Origin of the sequence: Kitasatospora sp. NPDC088134 (assembly GCF_044741705.1) — a bacterium.
GTDB lineage: Bacteria > Actinomycetota > Actinomycetes > Streptomycetales > Streptomycetaceae > Kitasatospora.
Genome location: NZ_JBIUTD010000028.1, coordinates 30064 through 47748, shown reverse-complemented (window position 1 = coordinate 47748; position 17685 = coordinate 30064). Strand labels below are relative to the sequence as shown.

The 17685-nt window shown below is 74.6% G+C and carries 10 protein-coding genes; 5 read left to right on the top strand and 5 right to left on the bottom strand.

Annotation, left to right across the window (positions count from 1 at the left end; all coding sequences use genetic code 11):
- Positions 1-94 precede the first annotated feature (94 nt).
- The 3 genes from ACIOHG_RS31320 to ACIOHG_RS31310 all read right to left on the bottom strand — a co-directional run bounded on the left by ACIOHG_RS31320 (position 95) and on the right by ACIOHG_RS31310 (position 8629).
- Positions 95-2299, bottom strand: coding sequence for a PQQ-binding-like beta-propeller repeat protein (locus ACIOHG_RS31320; RefSeq protein ID WP_400955630.1), 2205 nt, complete (start codon positions 2297-2299; stop codon positions 95-97).
- Positions 2296-4407, bottom strand: coding sequence for a PQQ-binding-like beta-propeller repeat protein (locus ACIOHG_RS31315; RefSeq protein WP_400955629.1), 2112 nt, complete (start codon positions 4405-4407; stop codon positions 2296-2298). The genes ACIOHG_RS31320 and ACIOHG_RS31315 overlap by 4 nt, the downstream gene beginning before the upstream one ends.
- A gap of 169 nt (positions 4408-4576) precedes the next feature.
- Complete coding sequence (locus ACIOHG_RS31310; RefSeq protein WP_400955628.1) at positions 4577-8629, bottom strand: S8 family serine peptidase; 4053 nt, start codon at positions 8627-8629, stop codon at positions 4577-4579.
- A gap of 139 nt (positions 8630-8768) precedes the next feature.
- Between ACIOHG_RS31310 and ACIOHG_RS31305 the strand changes: the two genes are divergently transcribed.
- Positions 8769-9758 (top strand): winged helix-turn-helix transcriptional regulator, encoded by a 990-nt coding sequence (locus ACIOHG_RS31305; protein ID WP_400955627.1) that lies wholly within the window; start codon positions 8769-8771, stop codon positions 9756-9758.
- Positions 9759-9857: 99 nt separating this feature from the next.
- Positions 9858-10526, top strand: coding sequence for a hypothetical protein (locus tag ACIOHG_RS31300; RefSeq protein WP_400955625.1), 669 nt, complete (start codon positions 9858-9860; stop codon positions 10524-10526).
- A gap of 81 nt (positions 10527-10607) precedes the next feature.
- Here the strand turns inward: ACIOHG_RS31300 and ACIOHG_RS31295 are convergent, their stop codons facing one another.
- Positions 10608-10958, bottom strand: a complete 351-nt coding sequence (locus ACIOHG_RS31295; protein WP_400955624.1) for a DUF6585 family protein — start codon at positions 10956-10958, stop codon at positions 10608-10610.
- Positions 10959-12052: 1094 nt separating this feature from the next.
- On the opposite strand from ACIOHG_RS31295, the gene ACIOHG_RS31290 reads away from it, so the two are divergent.
- A complete protein-coding gene (locus tag ACIOHG_RS31290; RefSeq protein WP_400955622.1) occupies positions 12053-14599 on the top strand; it encodes a tetratricopeptide repeat protein in 2547 nt (848 codons plus the stop codon).
- Between the two features lie 135 nt (positions 14600-14734).
- The gene (locus ACIOHG_RS31285) at positions 14735-15559 is read left to right on the top strand and encodes a hypothetical protein (RefSeq protein WP_400955620.1); all 825 of its coding nucleotides are present in this window, start codon (positions 14735-14737) and stop codon (positions 15557-15559) included.
- Between the two features lie 374 nt (positions 15560-15933).
- Here ACIOHG_RS31285 and ACIOHG_RS31280 read toward each other — a convergent pair whose 3' ends face one another.
- Positions 15934-16821: a DUF2690 domain-containing protein gene (locus tag ACIOHG_RS31280; protein ID WP_400955619.1), complete on the bottom strand. Its 888-nt coding sequence runs from the start codon at positions 16819-16821 to the stop codon at positions 15934-15936.
- 384 nt (positions 16822-17205) lie between these two features.
- Between ACIOHG_RS31280 and ACIOHG_RS31275 the strand changes: the two genes are divergently transcribed.
- Entirely contained in the window at positions 17206-17646 is a 441-nt protein-coding gene (locus ACIOHG_RS31275) for a hypothetical protein (protein ID WP_400955618.1), read from the top strand.
- The last annotated feature ends 39 nt before the right edge of the window (positions 17647-17685 follow it).

The window sequence follows — 17685 nt, the reverse complement described above, 5'->3', positions numbered from 1 at the left end:
GGACAGGGCTCGCATCTGACTGTGGCGCAGGGGAATTGGCGATGCGTGCACAGGTGTTTCCGGCGGTGGGCGCGGCGGCGTTCCGGCCGGGGTGTCAGCCGGGCAGCCGGAAGGCGAGCAACCGGGAGGAGGTGAGGACGTACAGGCCGCGGGAGTCCTGGGCGCCGGTCCAGTAGTCGGTGGCCCCGGTGACCGGGTAGTGCCAGACCTGGCGGCCGCTCGCCGGGTCGAAGCCGTACAGTCCGGCGGCCGCTGCGGAGACCGATCCCACCAGGAACATGCCGCCGGCCGTGCCGAGGAAGCTGAGCCCGCCCAGGTCGGCGCCGGCGTGCCAGCGGAGGTGGCCGGTACGCGCGTCGATCCCGTGCAGGCCGTCGGCCAGGTAGCACAGCACCCCGTCGGCGACGGCGACGGAGTTGAGCAGGCCGGTCGGGGGCCGGGTGCTCCACAGGGTGCTCCCGTCGGCCGGATCGAAGGCGATCAGCGGGCCGGCGGACATACCGCGGAGGTCGAGTTCGGGGTAGCAGTACAGTCGACCGCCGAGGAGGCCCAGCACCTGCTGGGACAGGTCGGACGACTGGTAGGTGGTGGACAGCGGGGTGTCCCGGCTCCAGATCCGCTCGCCGTCGGCGGCCCGCAGCGCGAGCAGCGACCGGTCCTGGTCGAAGGCGTACACCCGGTCGCCGGCCGCGTGGGGAATGTACAGGTTCCGGTTCCACAGCCGCTGCCCCGCCGGGTCGAGCACCGAGACGGCGTGCAGGAAGGTGAAGTTGGTCGACTTGTCGCTGCCGGACACCAGCATCCGTCCGGAGTCCAGCGGCTGCACGCCGCCGAGACGGCCCGACACGGTGGAGGACCAGCGGACCGTGCCCCGGGTCGGGTCGAATCCCCGGACGGCCCCGTTCGCGGAGCAGAGCACGACCTGGTCGGCATCCGCGGACACGATCTTCGAGGAGCCGGTGCCCTCCGGGGGCGAGGCCCAGAGCTGCTTGCCGGTGCTCCCGTCGAGGGCGTGCAGCAGGCCGTCGGTGCGCACCGTGTACACCCGGCCGGGGCCGGTGGTGTACTGCGTGCCGTCGGCGTCGTGCCACAGCTGCCGCCCGCTGTTCCGGTCGTACACCGAGGCGGAGGACGGGCCGGTGCACACGACGGTCCCGGCGTCGAGCCGGGAGACCTCGGCCCGGGCGTCCGGCACGTCGGCCGTCCAGGCCGCTTCCGGTGCCGCGGCGGCCGGCCCGCCGGCGGGCCGCCGCCACAGCCACCACCCGGCGCCCGCCCCTGCGGCCAGCGCCGCGCCGCCGCTGGCCAGCAACACGCTCCGGCGCGAGGGCCGCGGCCGGCGCAGGTACCGGGTGGCCTCCCGCTCGTACCGCGCCACCTGCTCCGCCACCGGGGCCGGCCAGTCGGCCGCGGCCTGCGGGCGCAGCCGGGTCTGCAGTTGCGGGAGCGGTGGCCGGGCGGCCGGGTCGCGGTGCAGGCACGCGGCGAGGATCCCGGACAGGGCGTCGGGCACGCCGGCCAGGTCGGGGTCCTCGTGCGCGGTGCGGTACAGCAGCGCGTGCACCGGCCCGGTGCCGAACGGCGGGCGGCCGGTCGCGGCGTACGCGAGCACCGCGCCGAGGGCGAACACGTCACTGGCCGGAGTGAGTTCCTCCCCGGTGGTGTGCTCGGGCGACATGTAGCCGGGAGAGCCCACGAGGTGGCCCTCGACGGTGAACGAGGGCCGGTCGACGGCCCGGCTGATCCCGAAGTCGATGACCCGCGGCCCGTCCTTGGCGAGCAGGACGTTGGAGGGCTTGAGGTCGCGGTGGATCAGGCCCGCCCGGTGGATCGCGGCCAGGGCCTCCACCAGGCCGGCGGCCAGCAGCCGCAGGCTCTGCTCCGGCATCGGCCCGTGCGTGCGGACCGCCTCGCCCAGCGAAGGGCCCGGGATGTACGCGGTGGCCAGCCAGGGCGGTGTGCCGGTCGGGTCGGCGTCCACCACGGGGGCGGTGAAGGCGCTGCCGACGCGGCGGGCCGCGTCGACCTCCGCCGCGAAGCGCCACCGGAAGTCGGGGTCGGCGGCGAACTCGCCGCGCACCACCTTGACCGCGACCGCACGGCCGCTGTGCGACGCGGCCAGGTAGACCCGGCCCATGCCGCCCGCACCGAGTTCGCGGACCGGCCGGTAGGGGCCGATCGTGCCGGGCAGGCTCTGACCGGGCAGCGTCTGCCCGGGGAGGGTCTGCCCGGGGAGGGTCGCGCTGGGCAGGGGGGTGCCGGGCCGGGTTCCTCCGGCTTCTTCCCGACGGTTCGTCAATTCGTGCTCCGGTAGGCGGACAGGGTGGTTTCGGAGGCGACGTACAGGGCCGAGTCGTCGGCGGCGAGGGCCCACTCCCCGGTGCCGGCTTCGGCGGACACGCTCCACCGGACGCGGCCGTCGGCCGGGTCGAGGACCGTGACGCCGCCCCGGAGCAGCATGGGCGCCGCGATCAGGCGGTCGGCCGCGACCAGCCGCTGGGCGTCCTGCTGGCCGGTGCCCGCGTAGAAGCCGGCCGGGGGCGAGACGTGCCACAGCTGCTCGCCGGTGTGCAGGTCGAGCCCGAACAGCGAGTTGCTGCCGGCGTGGGCGACGAACACCCGGTCGCCGACCACCGGCGTGTTGCTCAGCGGGGTCGTCATGTTCACCGCTGTCCACAGGGCCGTGCCGGTGGCCGCGTCGAGGGCCCGTACCGAGGTGGTGCTGATCAGCAGCACCCCGCCGGAGACGGTCAGTGCCGGGTACCTGACCGTGGGCTGCGGGTCCTTCGCCACCCACAGTTGGCGGCCGGTGCGCAGGTCCAGCCCGTGGACGCTGCCGGAGTCCTGCACCAGGCAGCGGGTGCCGTCGGTCACCGCCTGGCAGTCCGCCGAGACGGACGGGCGCGACCACAGCATCCGGCCGGAGGAGAGCTCGACGGCGACCAGGCCGAAGCCGCCGAGGACCGCGGTGCTCAGCAGGGCGACCCCGGCGGCGGACGACTCCAGCTGCCAGATGCCGGTACCCGGCGGGGTGACGGACCGGAAGTAGAGCTGCTTGCCGCTGCTGTCGAGGGCCGCCAGCCAGCCGGTGCCCGCGATGTCGGCGCCGGCCAGCAGCAGGCCGTCCGCGACGCCGATCCACTTCGGTGCGGAGTCGGGGGCACTCGCGGGCGGGGAGAGGTGGCCGCTCCAGGCAGGAGCGCCGGTGTCGGCCCGGAAGACCTGAGGTCCGGACGCCGACCGGCAGACCAGCAGCCCGGCGAACAGGTCGAGGGGGCCGCCGGTGGACAGCTTCTGCTGCCACAGCGGTGCGGGGCCGGTCGGGGCGGCCGCGGCGGTGCCGAGGGCGATGCCGGAAGCACTGCCAGGGCTCGGCGGCTTCGCGCTGCCGCGACCGCCGCCGAACAGGGACGCGGCCCCGCCCGCGGCCGCCAGCAGCACCGCCCCGCCCCCGGCCGCGAGCGCGAGCACCTTCCGCCGTCCGGGACGGTTGGCCGGTGCGGACGGCGTGACGGCGGGCGCGGGAGCGGGCATGGCGGGTGCGGTCACCATGCGTGCGGCGTCCTGGGCGAGTTCGGCCAGGCGTCGCTGCAGGGCCGGGCCGACGAGCGCGCCCGGATCGGTCCGGCCGAGTGCGGCGAGCAGCTCCGGCACGGTCGGGCGACGGCCGGGGTCCTTGTGCAGGCAGGCCGTGAGCAGGGGGAGCAGGGCCGCGGGCACGCCGTCGAGTTGCGGGGCCCGGTGGACGATGCCGTAGAGCACCGCCGGGGTCGGTCCCGGTCCGAAGGGGTGTGCCCCGGTGGCCGCGAAGGTCAGCACGCAGGCGAGCGAGAAGACGTCGGCCGCCGCCCCGGCCCCCTGGCCGGCGGTGAGCTGCTCGGGGGCGAGGTAGCCGGGGGTGCCGACGGCCGCCCCCGTGCGGGTGACCCGGGTGGAATCGGCGCCGTCGACGGCCCGGCTGATGCCGAAGTCGATCACCCGGGGGCCGTCCGCCGCCACCAGGACGTTGCCGGGCTTGAGGTCGCGGTGCACCAGACCGGCCGCGTGGATCGCGGCCAACGCCTCGGCCAGGCCCGCCCCCAGGGCCCGCAGCCCCGGCTCGGCGAGCACGCCGAAGTCCCGTACCACCTCGTGCAGGGTGGGCGCGGGCACGTACTCCGCGGCCAGCCACGGCGGCACGCCCTCGGCGTCGGCGTCCAGCACCGCCGGGGTCCAGAAACCGCTCACCCGTCGGGCGGCCGCGACCTCGCGGCGGAAACGGACCCGGAAGTCGGGAGCCTCGGCGTACTCGGGGCGGATGACCTTGAGCGCCACCAGCCGCGCCCCCGGCGAACGCGCCAGGTACACCCGGCCCATCCCGCCTTCGCCCAACGGGCGGAGCAACTCGTACTGCCCGACCGAAGACACCCGGCCCACCCCCCGTACATTCCCCGGACACCACGGCAGCGGGCGCCGCGTTGCAGGGGGGCCCGCAGTCCGCGGCAGAGCGTATCCCACGGCGTCGTGGAGCCCGCGCGGCCCGTGCCGGCGGCTGCACCGGCGTCCGCGGCGGGAGCCGAGGACGCCGGTGCTGTTCTCAGTAGGTGAATCGGGTGATCTGTTCCCGGTAGGGGCCGTAGGTGAAGCCGGTGCGGGTGGCCGGGTCGAGTTGGACGTTCGCGCCGGTGGTGGAGGCCAGCGGGCCGCCGAAACCGCCGATGAAGTCGAACGCGGACAGGGTCTTCAGCACCGCCCCGCTGTCCAGGTCGACCACGTCGATCTGGCTGGTGGAGTTGCTGTCCGTCATCACGTTGCCCGGCACGCCGTAGACGCTCGCACCCAGCGGGGACGGGTACGCGACCAGGGCCACGTGGTGGGCGCTGTCCACGGCGAGCGCGAGCGGGAGCTCCGACCGCAGCTTGGTGGTCGGCCCCGTGGCCAGGGTCTTCTCGTCGATGCCGACCGTGCTGAGGGAGCCGGCGAAGTTGGAGCTGATGACGGGGAAGTTCAGCAGTTGGCCCTTGCCGCCGTCCTGGGCCGAGGCGAAGTTCGTGCCGCAGCCGGGCCCGGCGCCGGGGGAGACGGTGAGCGCGCCGCTGTCCTCGGAGACGTTCACCACCACGGCCGAGGCGTTGCCCAGGCAGCGGCCGCCGCCGTAGAGGTGGGCGAGTTGGACGGTGCCGGTGCTCGGGTCCAGGTCGATCCCGGTGTAGTAGGCGGGGCCGTGCTTCGTCCGGGAGTCCGGCAGCACGGGGGTGCCCAGGATGCCGGTGGCCAGGTCGAGCGGGACCAGCTCGTCGTGGTAGTCGCCCGCCGCCCAGTCCAGCACCCAGGCCCGGTGCCGGGCCGCGTCGACCCGGCCGCCGACCAGCAGGCCGCCGGCGGTGTCGATCCGGGCCGGCGGGCCGGTCTCCGTGCCGTCGGCGAGGTCGCGCACCTCCAGCGTGGAGAAGGCGTCCGCGTCGTTCCAGTGCGCCAGCACGGCCCGGTGGACGGTGTCGTCCACACCGATGACGGCGTAGTGGGCCCCGGCCGCGGAGTCCGCGGTGAGCTGCGCGCCGTACGTCCCGGTGGCCGGGTCGTAGCGCCGGACCGAGGCTCCGGGGCGGCCGTCGACACCGGACAGCACCGCGACGGAGTCCGCGCCCCTGGCCGCGAAGTCCGCCACCGTGCCGCCGCCCGGGACGGTCCCGTCGTCGAGCACCAGCGCCGAGGAGGGGGAAGCCTGTCCGAGGACCTGGCCGTCGGCGGCCGTGGCCAGCACCCGCACGTTGTACTGCATCGAGGTGCCCAGGCCGAGTTCCACTGCGTTCAGGTCGGCGGTTCCGGAGGCGCCGGGCAGCGACTGGTAGACCACCGAGCCGGCGTCGAAGCCGTCGTTGTCGCGGCCGGTGCCGTTCTGCGCGGTGAAGGTGTTGAGGGCGTTGAAGACGGTCGGTGCGGGTGAGGAGATTTCCAGCACCGCGCCGGTGGCCTGCTCCGCCACCTCCTTGGTGGTCCAACGCAGGGAGAAGCCCGGTGCGGAGCGCGTCACCGTCGCCCGGTGCCCGAACTGCCCGCCGGCGGGGGCCAGCAGCGGGGCCTGGGGGCGCTGGTCCGCGGTACCGCCGTCGACGCGGATCGGCGCGAACTCCCCGTACACCAGGTGGCCCACGATCGTGTCGTCCTGCTGGATGCCGATGCCGTAGATGCCGCCGCCCGTGAAGGCCGAGGCCGGAACGGTGACGTCGCCGGAGTCCGCGGTGAGCGGAGCGGACCAGGCCGCGTTGAACAGCGGGGCCAGCAGCGGGTTCCAGTGCCCGGGAGTGGAGACGACCAGTCTCGGGTCCTTGACGTTGCGGACGTGGCTCAGGTCGTAGTGCACGGTCACGCTCCGGCCGGCCTCGACGGTGGCCGGGGCGGTCGGGGCCTGCGCCTCGGTGAAGGTGCCGTCGCTCGGGCCCAGGGTGAGCGTCCGGGAGACGGACGCCGTCGGCTTGCCGGGCGTGAGGGCGTCGAAGCGGACGCTCACGGTCCGCGGCTGGGTGGCGGCCACCGGCAGGCCGGCCGCGGTGAGCAGCTGGGTCGGGGTGACCCGGATGCTGGGCAGGTCCGCGTCGAAGCTCTTCGTGCCGACGGTGAGGCGGTAGCGCGTGTTGGGCGCCGCGCCGGTGACGTCGGCGGCGAAGGTGATCGGGCCGACCAGGCCCTCGCCGGTCCGGTAGCCGGCCCCGTTGGCCGGGCCGGCCAGGTCGATCGCGTCCGGGTCGGTGTACTCGATGAACGCGCCGCCGTAGTTGCCGAGCAGCTTGCGGTGCGCCACCCCCAGTCGGGCGATCTGCGGGTGCGGGGCGCCCCGGTCGCGCGGCAGCAGCTTCTCCACCGCCGCGGTCAGGTCCAGTTGCGGGCCCACCTGCAGGGTCCGGTCGATCTGGGCGGGGGTGGGCACGGGGCGGGCGGTCTTCACCAGCAGTTCGCGGATCTGGCGCGGGGTCAGCGGGTGGCCGGTCAGCTTGGCGGTCTGGTCCACCACGGCCGCGGCCGCCGCGATCTCGGGGGCGGACGCCGACGTGCCGCCGCTGAGCACGACGGTGACCGACTGCGCGGTGCTGCCGGCGTGGGCGAGGGCGGGGATGTTGTCGCTGGGCGCGGACAGGTCGATCCGCGAGCCGAAACCGGAGGAGAAGGTGCCGGACCCGCTGATCCGGGTCTCGGCGACGGTCGCCGGGCCGGTTGCGCCCGCGGCGAGGACGTCGTCGGTGGTGGTGCCGCCCGCGGCGATCGCGCCGCTGTCGGGGACCAGGCTCGGCGTGGTCGACATCGCGTCGTCGTCGATCCCGGTGGCCCGGTTCCTGTCGTCGGTGCGGTCGGTGGGCGTGCTGCCGCCGTCGGGGCCGACGGCGGCCGGGGTGTAGAGGCGGGTGCCGTCGTTGGCGGCGATGGAGACGGTGATGCCGTACTCCCGCACGATCCTCTCGACCGTGGAGCGCAGCAGCGGGTCGTCCTCCAGGTACCGGCCGGCGAAGCCGGTGGTGTCGGTGCCGAAGCCGAGGCTGGCGTTGATGACGTTCGGCCGGGGCTGCTGCCGGGCCGCGGCCAGCAGGGCGCCGGCGATCCGGTCGGTCGTCGGCCGGGAGGGCACCACCAGCCGGTACTGGGCGCCGGGGGCGATGCCCAGCAGGTCGGTGTAGCCGCTGCCGGGGTTCTCCGGGCGCTGCAGTTCGTGGGGCAGGGGCGACATCACCGAGAAGTCGAGCAGGATCTCGCCGTTGCTCGGGTCCTGCTCCTCGGTGCTGCCCAGCGGGTCCAGGTGGCCCGCGTCGTCGGCGACGTAGGTCGGGATCAGGGCCATGCCCGGCAGGTCCAGGTAGCGCTGGCCGTCCCGTACCACGGTGGTCGGCCCGTTGCGCTGGACGTAGGGGTCGCCGGCGTCGGCCATCGACCGGTCGGTCAGGTCGGCGAGGGAGACGTTGGTGATGATCTCGCCCTGCCCGGGCAACTGCCCGTAGTGGGAGGAGAGTTGGCTGAAAGCGCCGAGGGCGTTCACGCCACCGGAGTTCATCCAGCTCTGCAGCGAGGAGGTGACGCCGTAGTTTCCGGGGATGCCCGGGGTGGCGGCGGAGGCCCGGGGGGCCGCGAGCGCGGCGGCCTGGGCGGCGGCCTGGTCGAGCAACTCCTTCGGCACGGCCCGGCTGTCGCTGACCATGCTGGTGACGTAGCGGTTGGGGGTCGCGGCGGTGATGCCCCCCACCGCCGCCAGGCGTTCTGCGGCGGCGGCGGTGGCCTTGGCGTCGGGGGTCTTGGCGTCGGGGGCGTCCGAGGACTCCAGGGTCGCCACGCCCGTTCCGGGCTCCAGCTGGCGGAGCGCCTTGACACCGTGCTCGTGCAGCTCGGGGGGCGGGGCGTCGCCGTTCCAGCGCAGCAGCACCTGACCGGGCACCACCTCGCCCGCGTGCCTGGCGGCCGTCTGCGCGCGACCCGGCTCCCAGCTCTCTCCGAGCGCGGACTGCCCCGGGGCCGAGCCCAGCCGGACGGACGGCGGGCCCGGGACGGTGGGGGCGTCCGGCCCCGGTGCGGCGGACGCGCCACCGAGCGTGGCGGCGCTCATCGCACCGGCGACGGTGACTGCGGTGACCAGGCGTATTCGCCAGGTCGGACCTGACCTGCGCATGGGACTCCTTGCACGAAGGGGGATCGGTGGGAACAACCTGGCAGCGCCGCGAAATCTGACACAAGACAGTCAAGTGGGCGTATTCTTGCCAGCTGGCGCAAATGCGCCAGGGGTTCAATAGCCGCTGGAAGGAGCCGGGTTGACGACTGCGGAACTGTTGGGGACGGTCGGTCTGCCCGATCCCTGCGGCACCGTCTACGCCGTGCTCGTCGCCCATCCGGGTGCCACCGTCGCGGAGCTGGCCGAGCTGACCGAGCTCTCCGCGGCCCGCGTCCGGCAGGCCCTCAACCGGCTCGCGGCCAACGGCCTGGCCTCCTCCACCCGCGGCCGGACACCCACCTGGCTGGCCGCCGCCCCCGACGTGGCGATCGGCGGCCTGGTCGGCCACGCCGAGGACGAACTGCTGCGCGTCAAGTCCCTGATGCACGAACTGACGGACTCCTACCGGAAGTCGGCCCGCTTCACCCGGCCCGACCTGTCGGTGGAGGTGATCAGGGGGAGCAAGGAGATCGGCCGCCGCGTCAACCAGCTCCAGGCGGAGGCCCGTGACCAGATCCGGGCCTTCGACCGGCCCCCCTACCTCGAACCGCCCGGCTCCAACCTCTCCCGCGCCGAGCAACTGGCGCACGCCGGACTGCGGTTCCGCATCGTCTACGCGCGCGACGCCCTGTCCTGGCCCGGCCGGGTCGCCGGCGACATCCTGCTCGCCCGGGGCTTCGGAGAGGAAGCCCGGGTCCGGCCCGACCTCCCGGCCAAGCTGGTCATCTGCGACGACCGGCAGGCCCTGATCCCGTTCAGCCATCCCGACGAGCACCTCGCCGCCGCCTACGTGATCCACCCCTCCTCGCTGCTGGACGTGCTGATCGGCCTCTTCGAGGCGGAGTGGAAACTCGCCCTGCCCCTGCAGGGCCGACCGGCCGCCGGGGAGGGCCCGCGGGACGCCCCCGACGAGACCGCCCGCACGCTGCTCCTCCTGCTGGCCTCCGGCCACACGGACGAGGCCATCGCCCGCTCGCTGGGCTGGAGCTTCCGCACCACCCAGCGCCGCGTCCGGGCACTGATGCGGAGCCTGGACGCGACGACCCGGTTCCAGGCCGGAATGGCCGCCCGCGGCCGGGGGTGGATATGACCCGGCCCTCCCCGTCCGGACGGAGCCGCCCCGCCGTGCGGCCCGCTGCCCGGCCGCGGCGGCGCCGCCCCGGACACCGGGCGCTGTCCTCGCCCTGCGGTGGCCTCGCCCACCACGAGTGACGAGGTGGATGGTGCGGCGCGGTTCCTGTTCGCCTCGTACGCCCCCGAGCGGGCCACCGAGCACGTGCGCATCGCCGACCTGGTGGTGCCGCCGAACGCCGAGGGCTCGCTGTCCCTGCACGCGCCGTGGGACGGGGAGGCGGGCGGCCTGCGCTTCGAGGCCCCGAACCCGGTCGCGGCCGGACGCCATCCGGTGGTGATCGCGCTCGGACCGGACTGGTACAGGCCCGAGGAGCGCGGCCGGGTCGTGCTCGGCGGTGCCGTGCTGTGGCGCCCGGACGCCGTGGCGCACGCCGAGGTGGGGGCCGACGTCATTTCGTCCGGCCACGGCTTCTCCGTGTCGTGCATCGGCTGGAACATGGGGTTCGGCGCGCCCCGGCGGCTGCTCCGGCTCGCGGTCCCGGCCCTGCGGGCCAAGGGGCTGCCCGTGCAGCGGCGCCAGGGCCGGGTGGCCACGTTCGCCGGGATCGAGGAGCAGGCGGCCGGCCACGAGGAGCCGGGTGCGTTCGCCGACGGCTGGTGGCAGGTCGGCAACGGTGACGCCAACGCCTTCGGATTCATCACCAACCACGAGACGGTGCAACTGACCGACCTGCGCGATCGTCAGGACCGGCCGGTCGCGGCCGTGTTCACCGTGACGCAGTAGGAGCTCGGGAGGTGCCGGCCGTCCGGTACCGGAGCGTCGGGGTGCCTGCTACGGCTCGTCCCGGGCCTCCCCGGCCGGGTCTCAGCGGCCTTCCGGGGCCTTCCCCTCTTCGTGTGCGAACGCGGTGGCGACGATGGAGTGGAGCAGTCCGAAGTTCGGGACATCCGACACAGGGGTGTGCACCAGTGGCAGCAGCTTCCCCTTTTCCTTCATGACCACGTAGTCCCTTCTGACCGTCAGGTCGCGAAGGTTCGCCCACGGCACCACCGTGTTCTTCCGGTGCACGCCCTTCTCCGGGATGCTGAACGTGCCGAAGGACGGCACGGCCCCGTCCGAGAGAGCGTTCATCGCCTCCGGCAGTTCGAACGCCGCGGCCGCGCGGAACGCATGCTCGCCCACCGCCGCGTACAGGCCCGTGCCCCTGCTGGGCATCTCACCCATGATCGTGATCTGCGGACCTTGCCGGGGCCGTGCCAGACGCCTTTGAGGACCGGCGAACCCCCGTTCTTCCTGACCGGTTCGTAGCGGAGATGCGTCCCCTCGTACTTCGAGTTCACGGTCTTCACCGTCCGGCTTTCCCCCAGGGCCTCGATCCGGTCCCAACGGAACACCTCCGGCGCGAGGCCCTGGGCGGCCTCGTGCCGGAGAAGTCCGTTCGTGAAGAGGTACAGCCGGTTGCCGATGTCGTGGGGCTTTCCGAACGCCCGGTCCTTCAGCACGAAGAGTGTCTGCTGCCGCCCGGTCAACCCCGCTTCCCCCGCCGCCCGTTCGGCCTCATCGGTGACCTGTTCCGGAGGGGAAGCGGAGGGGCGCGGTCATGAGTCCCGTCCCCCTCGGCACCCGCTGTGCTGCCGGCGCCCGGGAGCGCAGCGGGGAGCGAGCCGGCCTGTCGCAGGAGGTGCCGTCCTTCCCCGGCCGGGAGGCTTTCGGTGGACGCCGCCACGAGGGCGGGGCCCGTAGGAGGCCGCGAGGTTCCGCACCGCCCGGTGCGGCGACCGGGCGGAGACCGGGGCCGGAACCTGCGCACAAGCACGGCCTCACCGAGATCCGCGGAGTCAATGGCACGTCCTTCAGGACCTTGCCGCCCCGCCGAGGAGGAAAGCGCTGCAGATCCGTTGGGGTCCGCAGCCCGGTCGGCGAACGCTGCGTCCTGGCTCGATCGCGCCTGCGTCAAGGCGGGAAGCGGTCTTCCCACCGATGGGAAGCGGTGCGGTGGGGCTGTCCAACGCCCCAGGCCGGAGCGGCTGGTGGACGGCCCGCCAACGAAATCCCGCCCGGGGAAACCCGGGTGGGATTTCTGCTGGGTGGGCCTTGGGCGGATGCCTCCGGAGCGTGGTCCCGGTCGGCCCACGGGTGGTGCCTGCGCGGGGCGCTGTCGGCGCTCTGCCGGCAGTTCTGGGGCGGCGGCGCATCAGGAGGTCGCCGGGGGCCGGGATCACTGACGCCGCGTCAAGGGCGGGGCGGTCCGGGGGCGGTCGCATGCTCGCCGGGGCGGGTGGTCCGCCGGGCTCAGTAGGATCCCGGGCATGGGCAACGGGGTGGATCAGGTCCTGCACGGAACGAGCCGGGTCGTCCCGGCGCGGGTGCGGTCGGCGCACGATGCCGATCACCACCTGGAGTTGCTGCGCTGGGCGGCCGGGTTGCTCCCTCCTGCGCTGCGGGAGCAGGCGCTCGCGGAGCTGGCGCAGACCGATCTGGCCGTGCAGGCCGCCCCGCACTCCGCGCCCCGCTTCCCGGCGGGGGCCGGCGGCGGGGCGGCCGCCGGGCGGGCGCCGGTCGCGGACACTGTTGCGGCCCTGCGCGCCACCCGCACGGTGCTGGAGGGCGACGCCCTGCTCTCGGGGACGCCGACGGACTGGTCGGCCCTCGCGGCCGCGCACCGGCAGGAGCCGTTCGACCACGAGCAGATGCGCGCGCTGGTGGGCCGCCCGGACTGCCCGGACGACTTCAGCGCGGTGCTGCTGACGCCCTGGGACGACGTGCTCGGCAACCGGGTCTCGGCCCGCCGGACGCGGCTGTCCGAGCCGGTCCGGCGGATCCTGCTGGCCTCCTCGGACCGGCTGCGCCGACCGCTGCTGCGCCTGCTGGTCACCGTGGACGACGCCGCCGACACGGTGCGCCGGGCCCGACGCCTGGATCTCCTCGTCCGGGCGGTGGACGGCTTCGACCACCATCACCTCCACGAGTCGGCCGCGTTCTGGGACGCGGTCGGCGCCGCCCTGCGGGAACTCCTCGGCGAGGACCGCGCGGCCTGGGAGCGGGCGGCCCTGCTCCTGCCCGAATTCCCGGGAACCCTACGGCAGTTGGCGGTCGTGGCAGGTCGGCCGCCGACCCCGCCGGCGGCTGCCCCGACCGGGCGGCCCGGGCGGACCGCTCCGCCCGGGCCGGAATCGGAAGCCCCGGCGGGCGGTCCGGCGGTCGCCCACGCCCCGGACCTCCGGGTCCTCGCCCACGCCCCGGCCGCCGTCCTCGTCGCGGTCCTGGCCGAGCACGACGACGCGCCGCTCGCCCGGATGGCCGAACCGTGCACGAGGCGCGACCGCGGCCGGGTGCGCGAGGGCAACGAACTGCTGGTCCCGCTGCTGGAACGGATCCGCCTGGCCGGGGTCCCGCCGCGTCCGCTGTTCGCGGCCTGGGCGGCCGGCAGCCTGTTCGCCCTGCCCGGGGCGCCCCGGGTGTGCGCCTGGCTGTACGGGATGAACCCTTCGCTGGACCGCAGCATCGACCGGCGTTCGTCCGTCTCGGCCACCTGGCGCCAGGAGATCGCCGCGGGCCGACCGCCCCGGCCGGCCGCCGACGACCTGGTCGCGGCCCTGCGGGGTGCGGCGGGTCCGGTCGAGGCCCAGCTCGTCCTCGAAGGCACCTGCGGGACCGACCGGACGCCGTGGCCGGAACTGGTCGAGGCACACGGCGCGGAGCCGCTGCCGGAGCACGTCGTGTCCGTCCTGCTGGGCCGGCCCGGCTTCCGGGCGGAGCTGGCGAGCAAGCTGCCGGCCCGGCGGCTGCAGGAACTCGCCGGGCAGAACGCCGACATCGACCGCGCGATGCTGGGCCTGCTCCCGGAGCCCACGCCGCCCGGGAACCTGGTCCACGACAACCCGCGCTTCACGCACGGCGTGCTGCACCGGGTCCGCAGCGCGGGGCACCTCGACGACGCGACGGTGCTCCGCTCGGTGCGCCCCGCGTCCGCGGCCCTGGGCCACGGTAGGGCCCTTTGGCCGCGCGATCCGCTGTGCGAACCGTGGCGCGCCGCCTGCACTCGACTGTTCCTCGACGCCGCCGCCGAGCACGGCCCCGGGCTGTGGCACCTGCTGGCTGCCCGCCTGCCCACCTGCACCGGTTCGCTCCCGCGGCTGCTGACGCCCGAACCGCACGACCGGACCCTGCTGCTGCTCCACCGCCGGCTCACCGGAGTGCCGGTGTCCGACCCCGGAACCGCTGCCCTGCTGGACAGCTACGAGGCCGAACTGCGCGACGCCCTGGCCTGGTGGCAGGAGAAACCGGTCGAGGGCCTGCGCCTCCTGCCGGACCGCGCGGCGGCCCTCGTCTGGCTGAAGGCGGCTCGGCCCCTGCTCCCCCGGGTGGGGTGGGCCGCGGACACCGCCCGACCCGCGCTGGCGACGGAGCTGCCGGTGCTGCTGGCCCCCTACCTCCAGGCGTCGGACCGGTGCGAGCTGCTGGTCCGGATCACGGAGACGGCCGTCGCGACGGCCGTCCGGGTCGGGGACGTCCTCGGCGAGGCGAAGGCCCGGGGGACGCTGGGCATCGTCCTGATGGAGCTGGGGCGCCGCGAGGAGGCCGTCGCCGCCCACGAACGGGCGTTCGTCCTGATGCGCGAGGCGGGGGACGTGGACCGGCAGGGGCGGATCAGCCGCAACCTCGGTACCGCCCTGATGGAGCTGGGCCGCCACGAGGAGGCCGCCGAGGCGTACCGGCGGGCCGCCGCGCTCTTCCGCGAGGCGGGACTGCCCCTCGGCGAGGAGAAGGCCCGGGCCAATCTCGCCGAGGCCCTGGAGCAACTCGGGCGGGCCCACCCGGCCACCGGAGCCGCCGAGGCCGCCGGGTCTGCCTAGGCCACCGGGTCTGCCTAGGCCGCCGGATCCGCCGGGTCCGCCGAGGCCGCCGGAGCCGCAACCCCGCGTCCCTGGCGGAGCGTCCTCCCCGTTGTCGCTGGGCTCACCCGGCCCGGCCGCCTCACGGAGGACCCGATGTCCCAGCCCGAGCTGAACAGGATCTACGACCTCAACCGGGACGCTCTCGCCCTGGCCTCCGCCGGCGACTTCGGGCGGGCCGTCCCGCTGGGGCGCGAGGCGGTGCGCCTCGCCCGTCCGCTGTTCGCCACCGTCGGCGGCCTGGAGACGTGCCTGGCGTTGGCGGTGTCCCTGCACAACCTGGGTCTCGTGGCGGCCTGGGCCGCACGCCGCGACGAGGCGCTGCTCGCCGCCACCGAGGCCGTCGACCTGTTCCGCAGGTTCACCGCGGCGCATCCGGTGCTCGGCCGCCCGCGCCTGGCCGACGCCCTCGACAGCCTCAGCAGCCGCCTGGCCGTCCTGGGCCGGCACGGCGACGCGCTCCCGCTGTCGGCAGAGGCGGTCGCGCTGCTGCGCCTGGTGGAGCCCACCGAGGAGCACCGCGCGGAACTCGCCCGCTGCCTCAACAAGCACGCTGTCCGCCTGGCGGACAACGATCGTGACGAGGAGTCCCTCACCGTCCTCACCGAGGCCCTCGGGCTCTACCGGGCCCTCGACTCCGACGGGTCCGCCGACTACCGCGAGGGCGTCATCCACGTCCTCGCGAACCTCGCCCTGCGCCATGCGGCGCTCGGCAACGACGCCGTGGTGCCCGGGCTCGCCCTCGAATCCGTCGAGCGCCTGACTGCCCTTCCCACGCTCCACCCGGCCCACGAATCGGTCGCCCTCGCCGACTCCTGGGAGGCCCTGGCGGGGCATCTGGCCCGGACCGGCCGGTACCCGGAGGCCCAGCAGCTCGAAGCCGCCGCCGCCCGGCTCCGCGACCGGGCCGCACCACGCTGATCCGCGCTGCTCCCGGCGGTGCCCGGCGGTGCCGCTCCGCCCCGGGCCCGCGCAGCACGGTGTCGACAGCTGTCTGCACCGATAAATTTTGGCTCCCTCGGAACGGTGAGTCCCAGACCTCGTCGCGACGCAAGGCCCCACAGGTGTCGCAGCGCTGCGGGGTGCCGGTCCTGTTCGACCGGCCGCTGACGCGGCGGGCACGGGACGGTTGCAGTCCGGCCCGAACGGGGGCGTCGCCGGTCGGCGCGGGCGGCCACGGCCGGCCACGGTGTGTCGGCCGTGGCCGGAGAGCGATGGAGTACGACGGCCGAGGCGTACCGGCTGGCCGTTTACCGCGAGTGCGCTCGTCCGGTTGTTGCGGAGCGCTTGGTGTTTCAGCGACCCTGGACGGTCGTCCCGGGCTGGGGAGAGGAGGTACCCGGGAGGGGCGTCGAGCAGACGGTGCCTCTGGATTGGACGACTGCACAGGCCCGGGCGCCGGCGGGTACGGGCGCCTGCACCATCTTGGTGTGGGCGGTGTGCCCGGACTGCTGGCGGTACTCCTCCAGCTCGGGCGGGCTGCCCTCCGTCCCGAACACCTGGATCCTGTCCCCGGGTGATCCGCCGTCCATTCGAGCCCAGCCCGCCCGGCAGGACGGGCTGTAGCGCAGTTCGACGAACACGCCGAAATCCCGCCCGTCGGCGGTGGTGACGGCGTCGTACTGGCAGGCCGTGTTCGAGGGGTCCGTGTGCAGGCAGGCGATGCCGGAACAGGAGGCCGTCTCCTTCGCGGACGGCGCTGCGGACGAGTTGGCAGGCGGGGCCGCCTGGTTCTTGTGCCCCGCCGGGTCGGAGTGGCCCCACACCGCGTAGGCGCCGCCGCCGACAGCGACGAGCACAAGGACGCCCCCGAGCCACAGAAGCCGCTGTCGGCGGGCAGTCGGGTGGGAGGTGCCGGTGGGCGGCTCGGGGGCGGGCTGCTCGGCCTTCTCGCCGCCGCGGTTCTCCTGCTCGGCCCTCGCGCAGATGCCGAGCGCGTGTTCGAGGTCGGCGGCAGGGCGTCCGTAGTGTTCGGCGAGGAGGCGAACGACCTCCCGTGACGGGACATGGACGCCGGCCTCGTACTTGGACACCATCGGCTGGGTCAGAGCAACTTTTCTCGCCACCGATGACTGGGAGGGCTTGCCCGGGGCGTCGTAGCGCCACCGGTTCAGCAGTTTCCCCAACTCCACGCGTGCGGTGGTGGGCGGCTCGGACTTGTCGGCATCTCGGCTGTGCGGCATTGCGGTGTACCACCCTTCGCCTCGATCTGCGCATAGTCGCAGGTCATGGCCCATGCATAGGCTCGAATTCTTCCGCATGGGCCAACGGGTGCCACAGCGTAGGGACCTGACGCTCCGTCATGCAAGAGTGGTGGTCAGCCGGTGAAGACAGCCCGGCGCCTCCTACTCAACGCCTGCCGGGCCTGCTGTGCCATGCCCGAGCGCAGACGCGTACCCGAAGGAATGACAGTGCAGAACGGAACGCAGAACCACCCCCGCATCGGCCTCGCCCACGCCCCGTCCGCACCCGTGCCGCCCAGGCCCGCGTTCGCCCCATCTGTCCCGCTCGGTCAACCCCTGCCCCTCGGCGCCCCGGCCGGGGCGCTGCCTCGATCGGTGTTCCGGATGCGGGTCGCGCTGATCGTTTCGACCGCGCTGAACCTCCTCCTCGCCACGGGGGCGCTCCTCCAGGCCCAGGCGCTGCGCGACTCCTTCGCCCAGTACGAGGGTGCCTGGTACGCGGGCGCCGTCCACGGCCAAGGCCAGGCCGCGCAGGCCGGGGTGCAGTTCGCGCAGCTCGCCCTGGTGTGGGCCGCCCTGCACGCCGTCGCCGCCGTCGTCCTCGCCGCCCGGGCCTCGACCGGCCGCAGCACGTTGCGCTCCGCCACCGTCGCCTTCGGCGTGTGGCAGTGCCTGATCGGCGTGCTCACCCTCGCTGTCGCCGGAGCGGGGACCGGGTCCGGGGCCGTCGTACGGGCGCTGGCCACCCTTGCCGGCGGCGCCCTGATCGCCTACCTCGCCACCCGCCCCGACGCCGTCGTCTGGTTCAACCGCCCCCGCTGCTGATCCTCTCCCTGCCTTCCGCCAGAACGCCCTGCCAAGAAG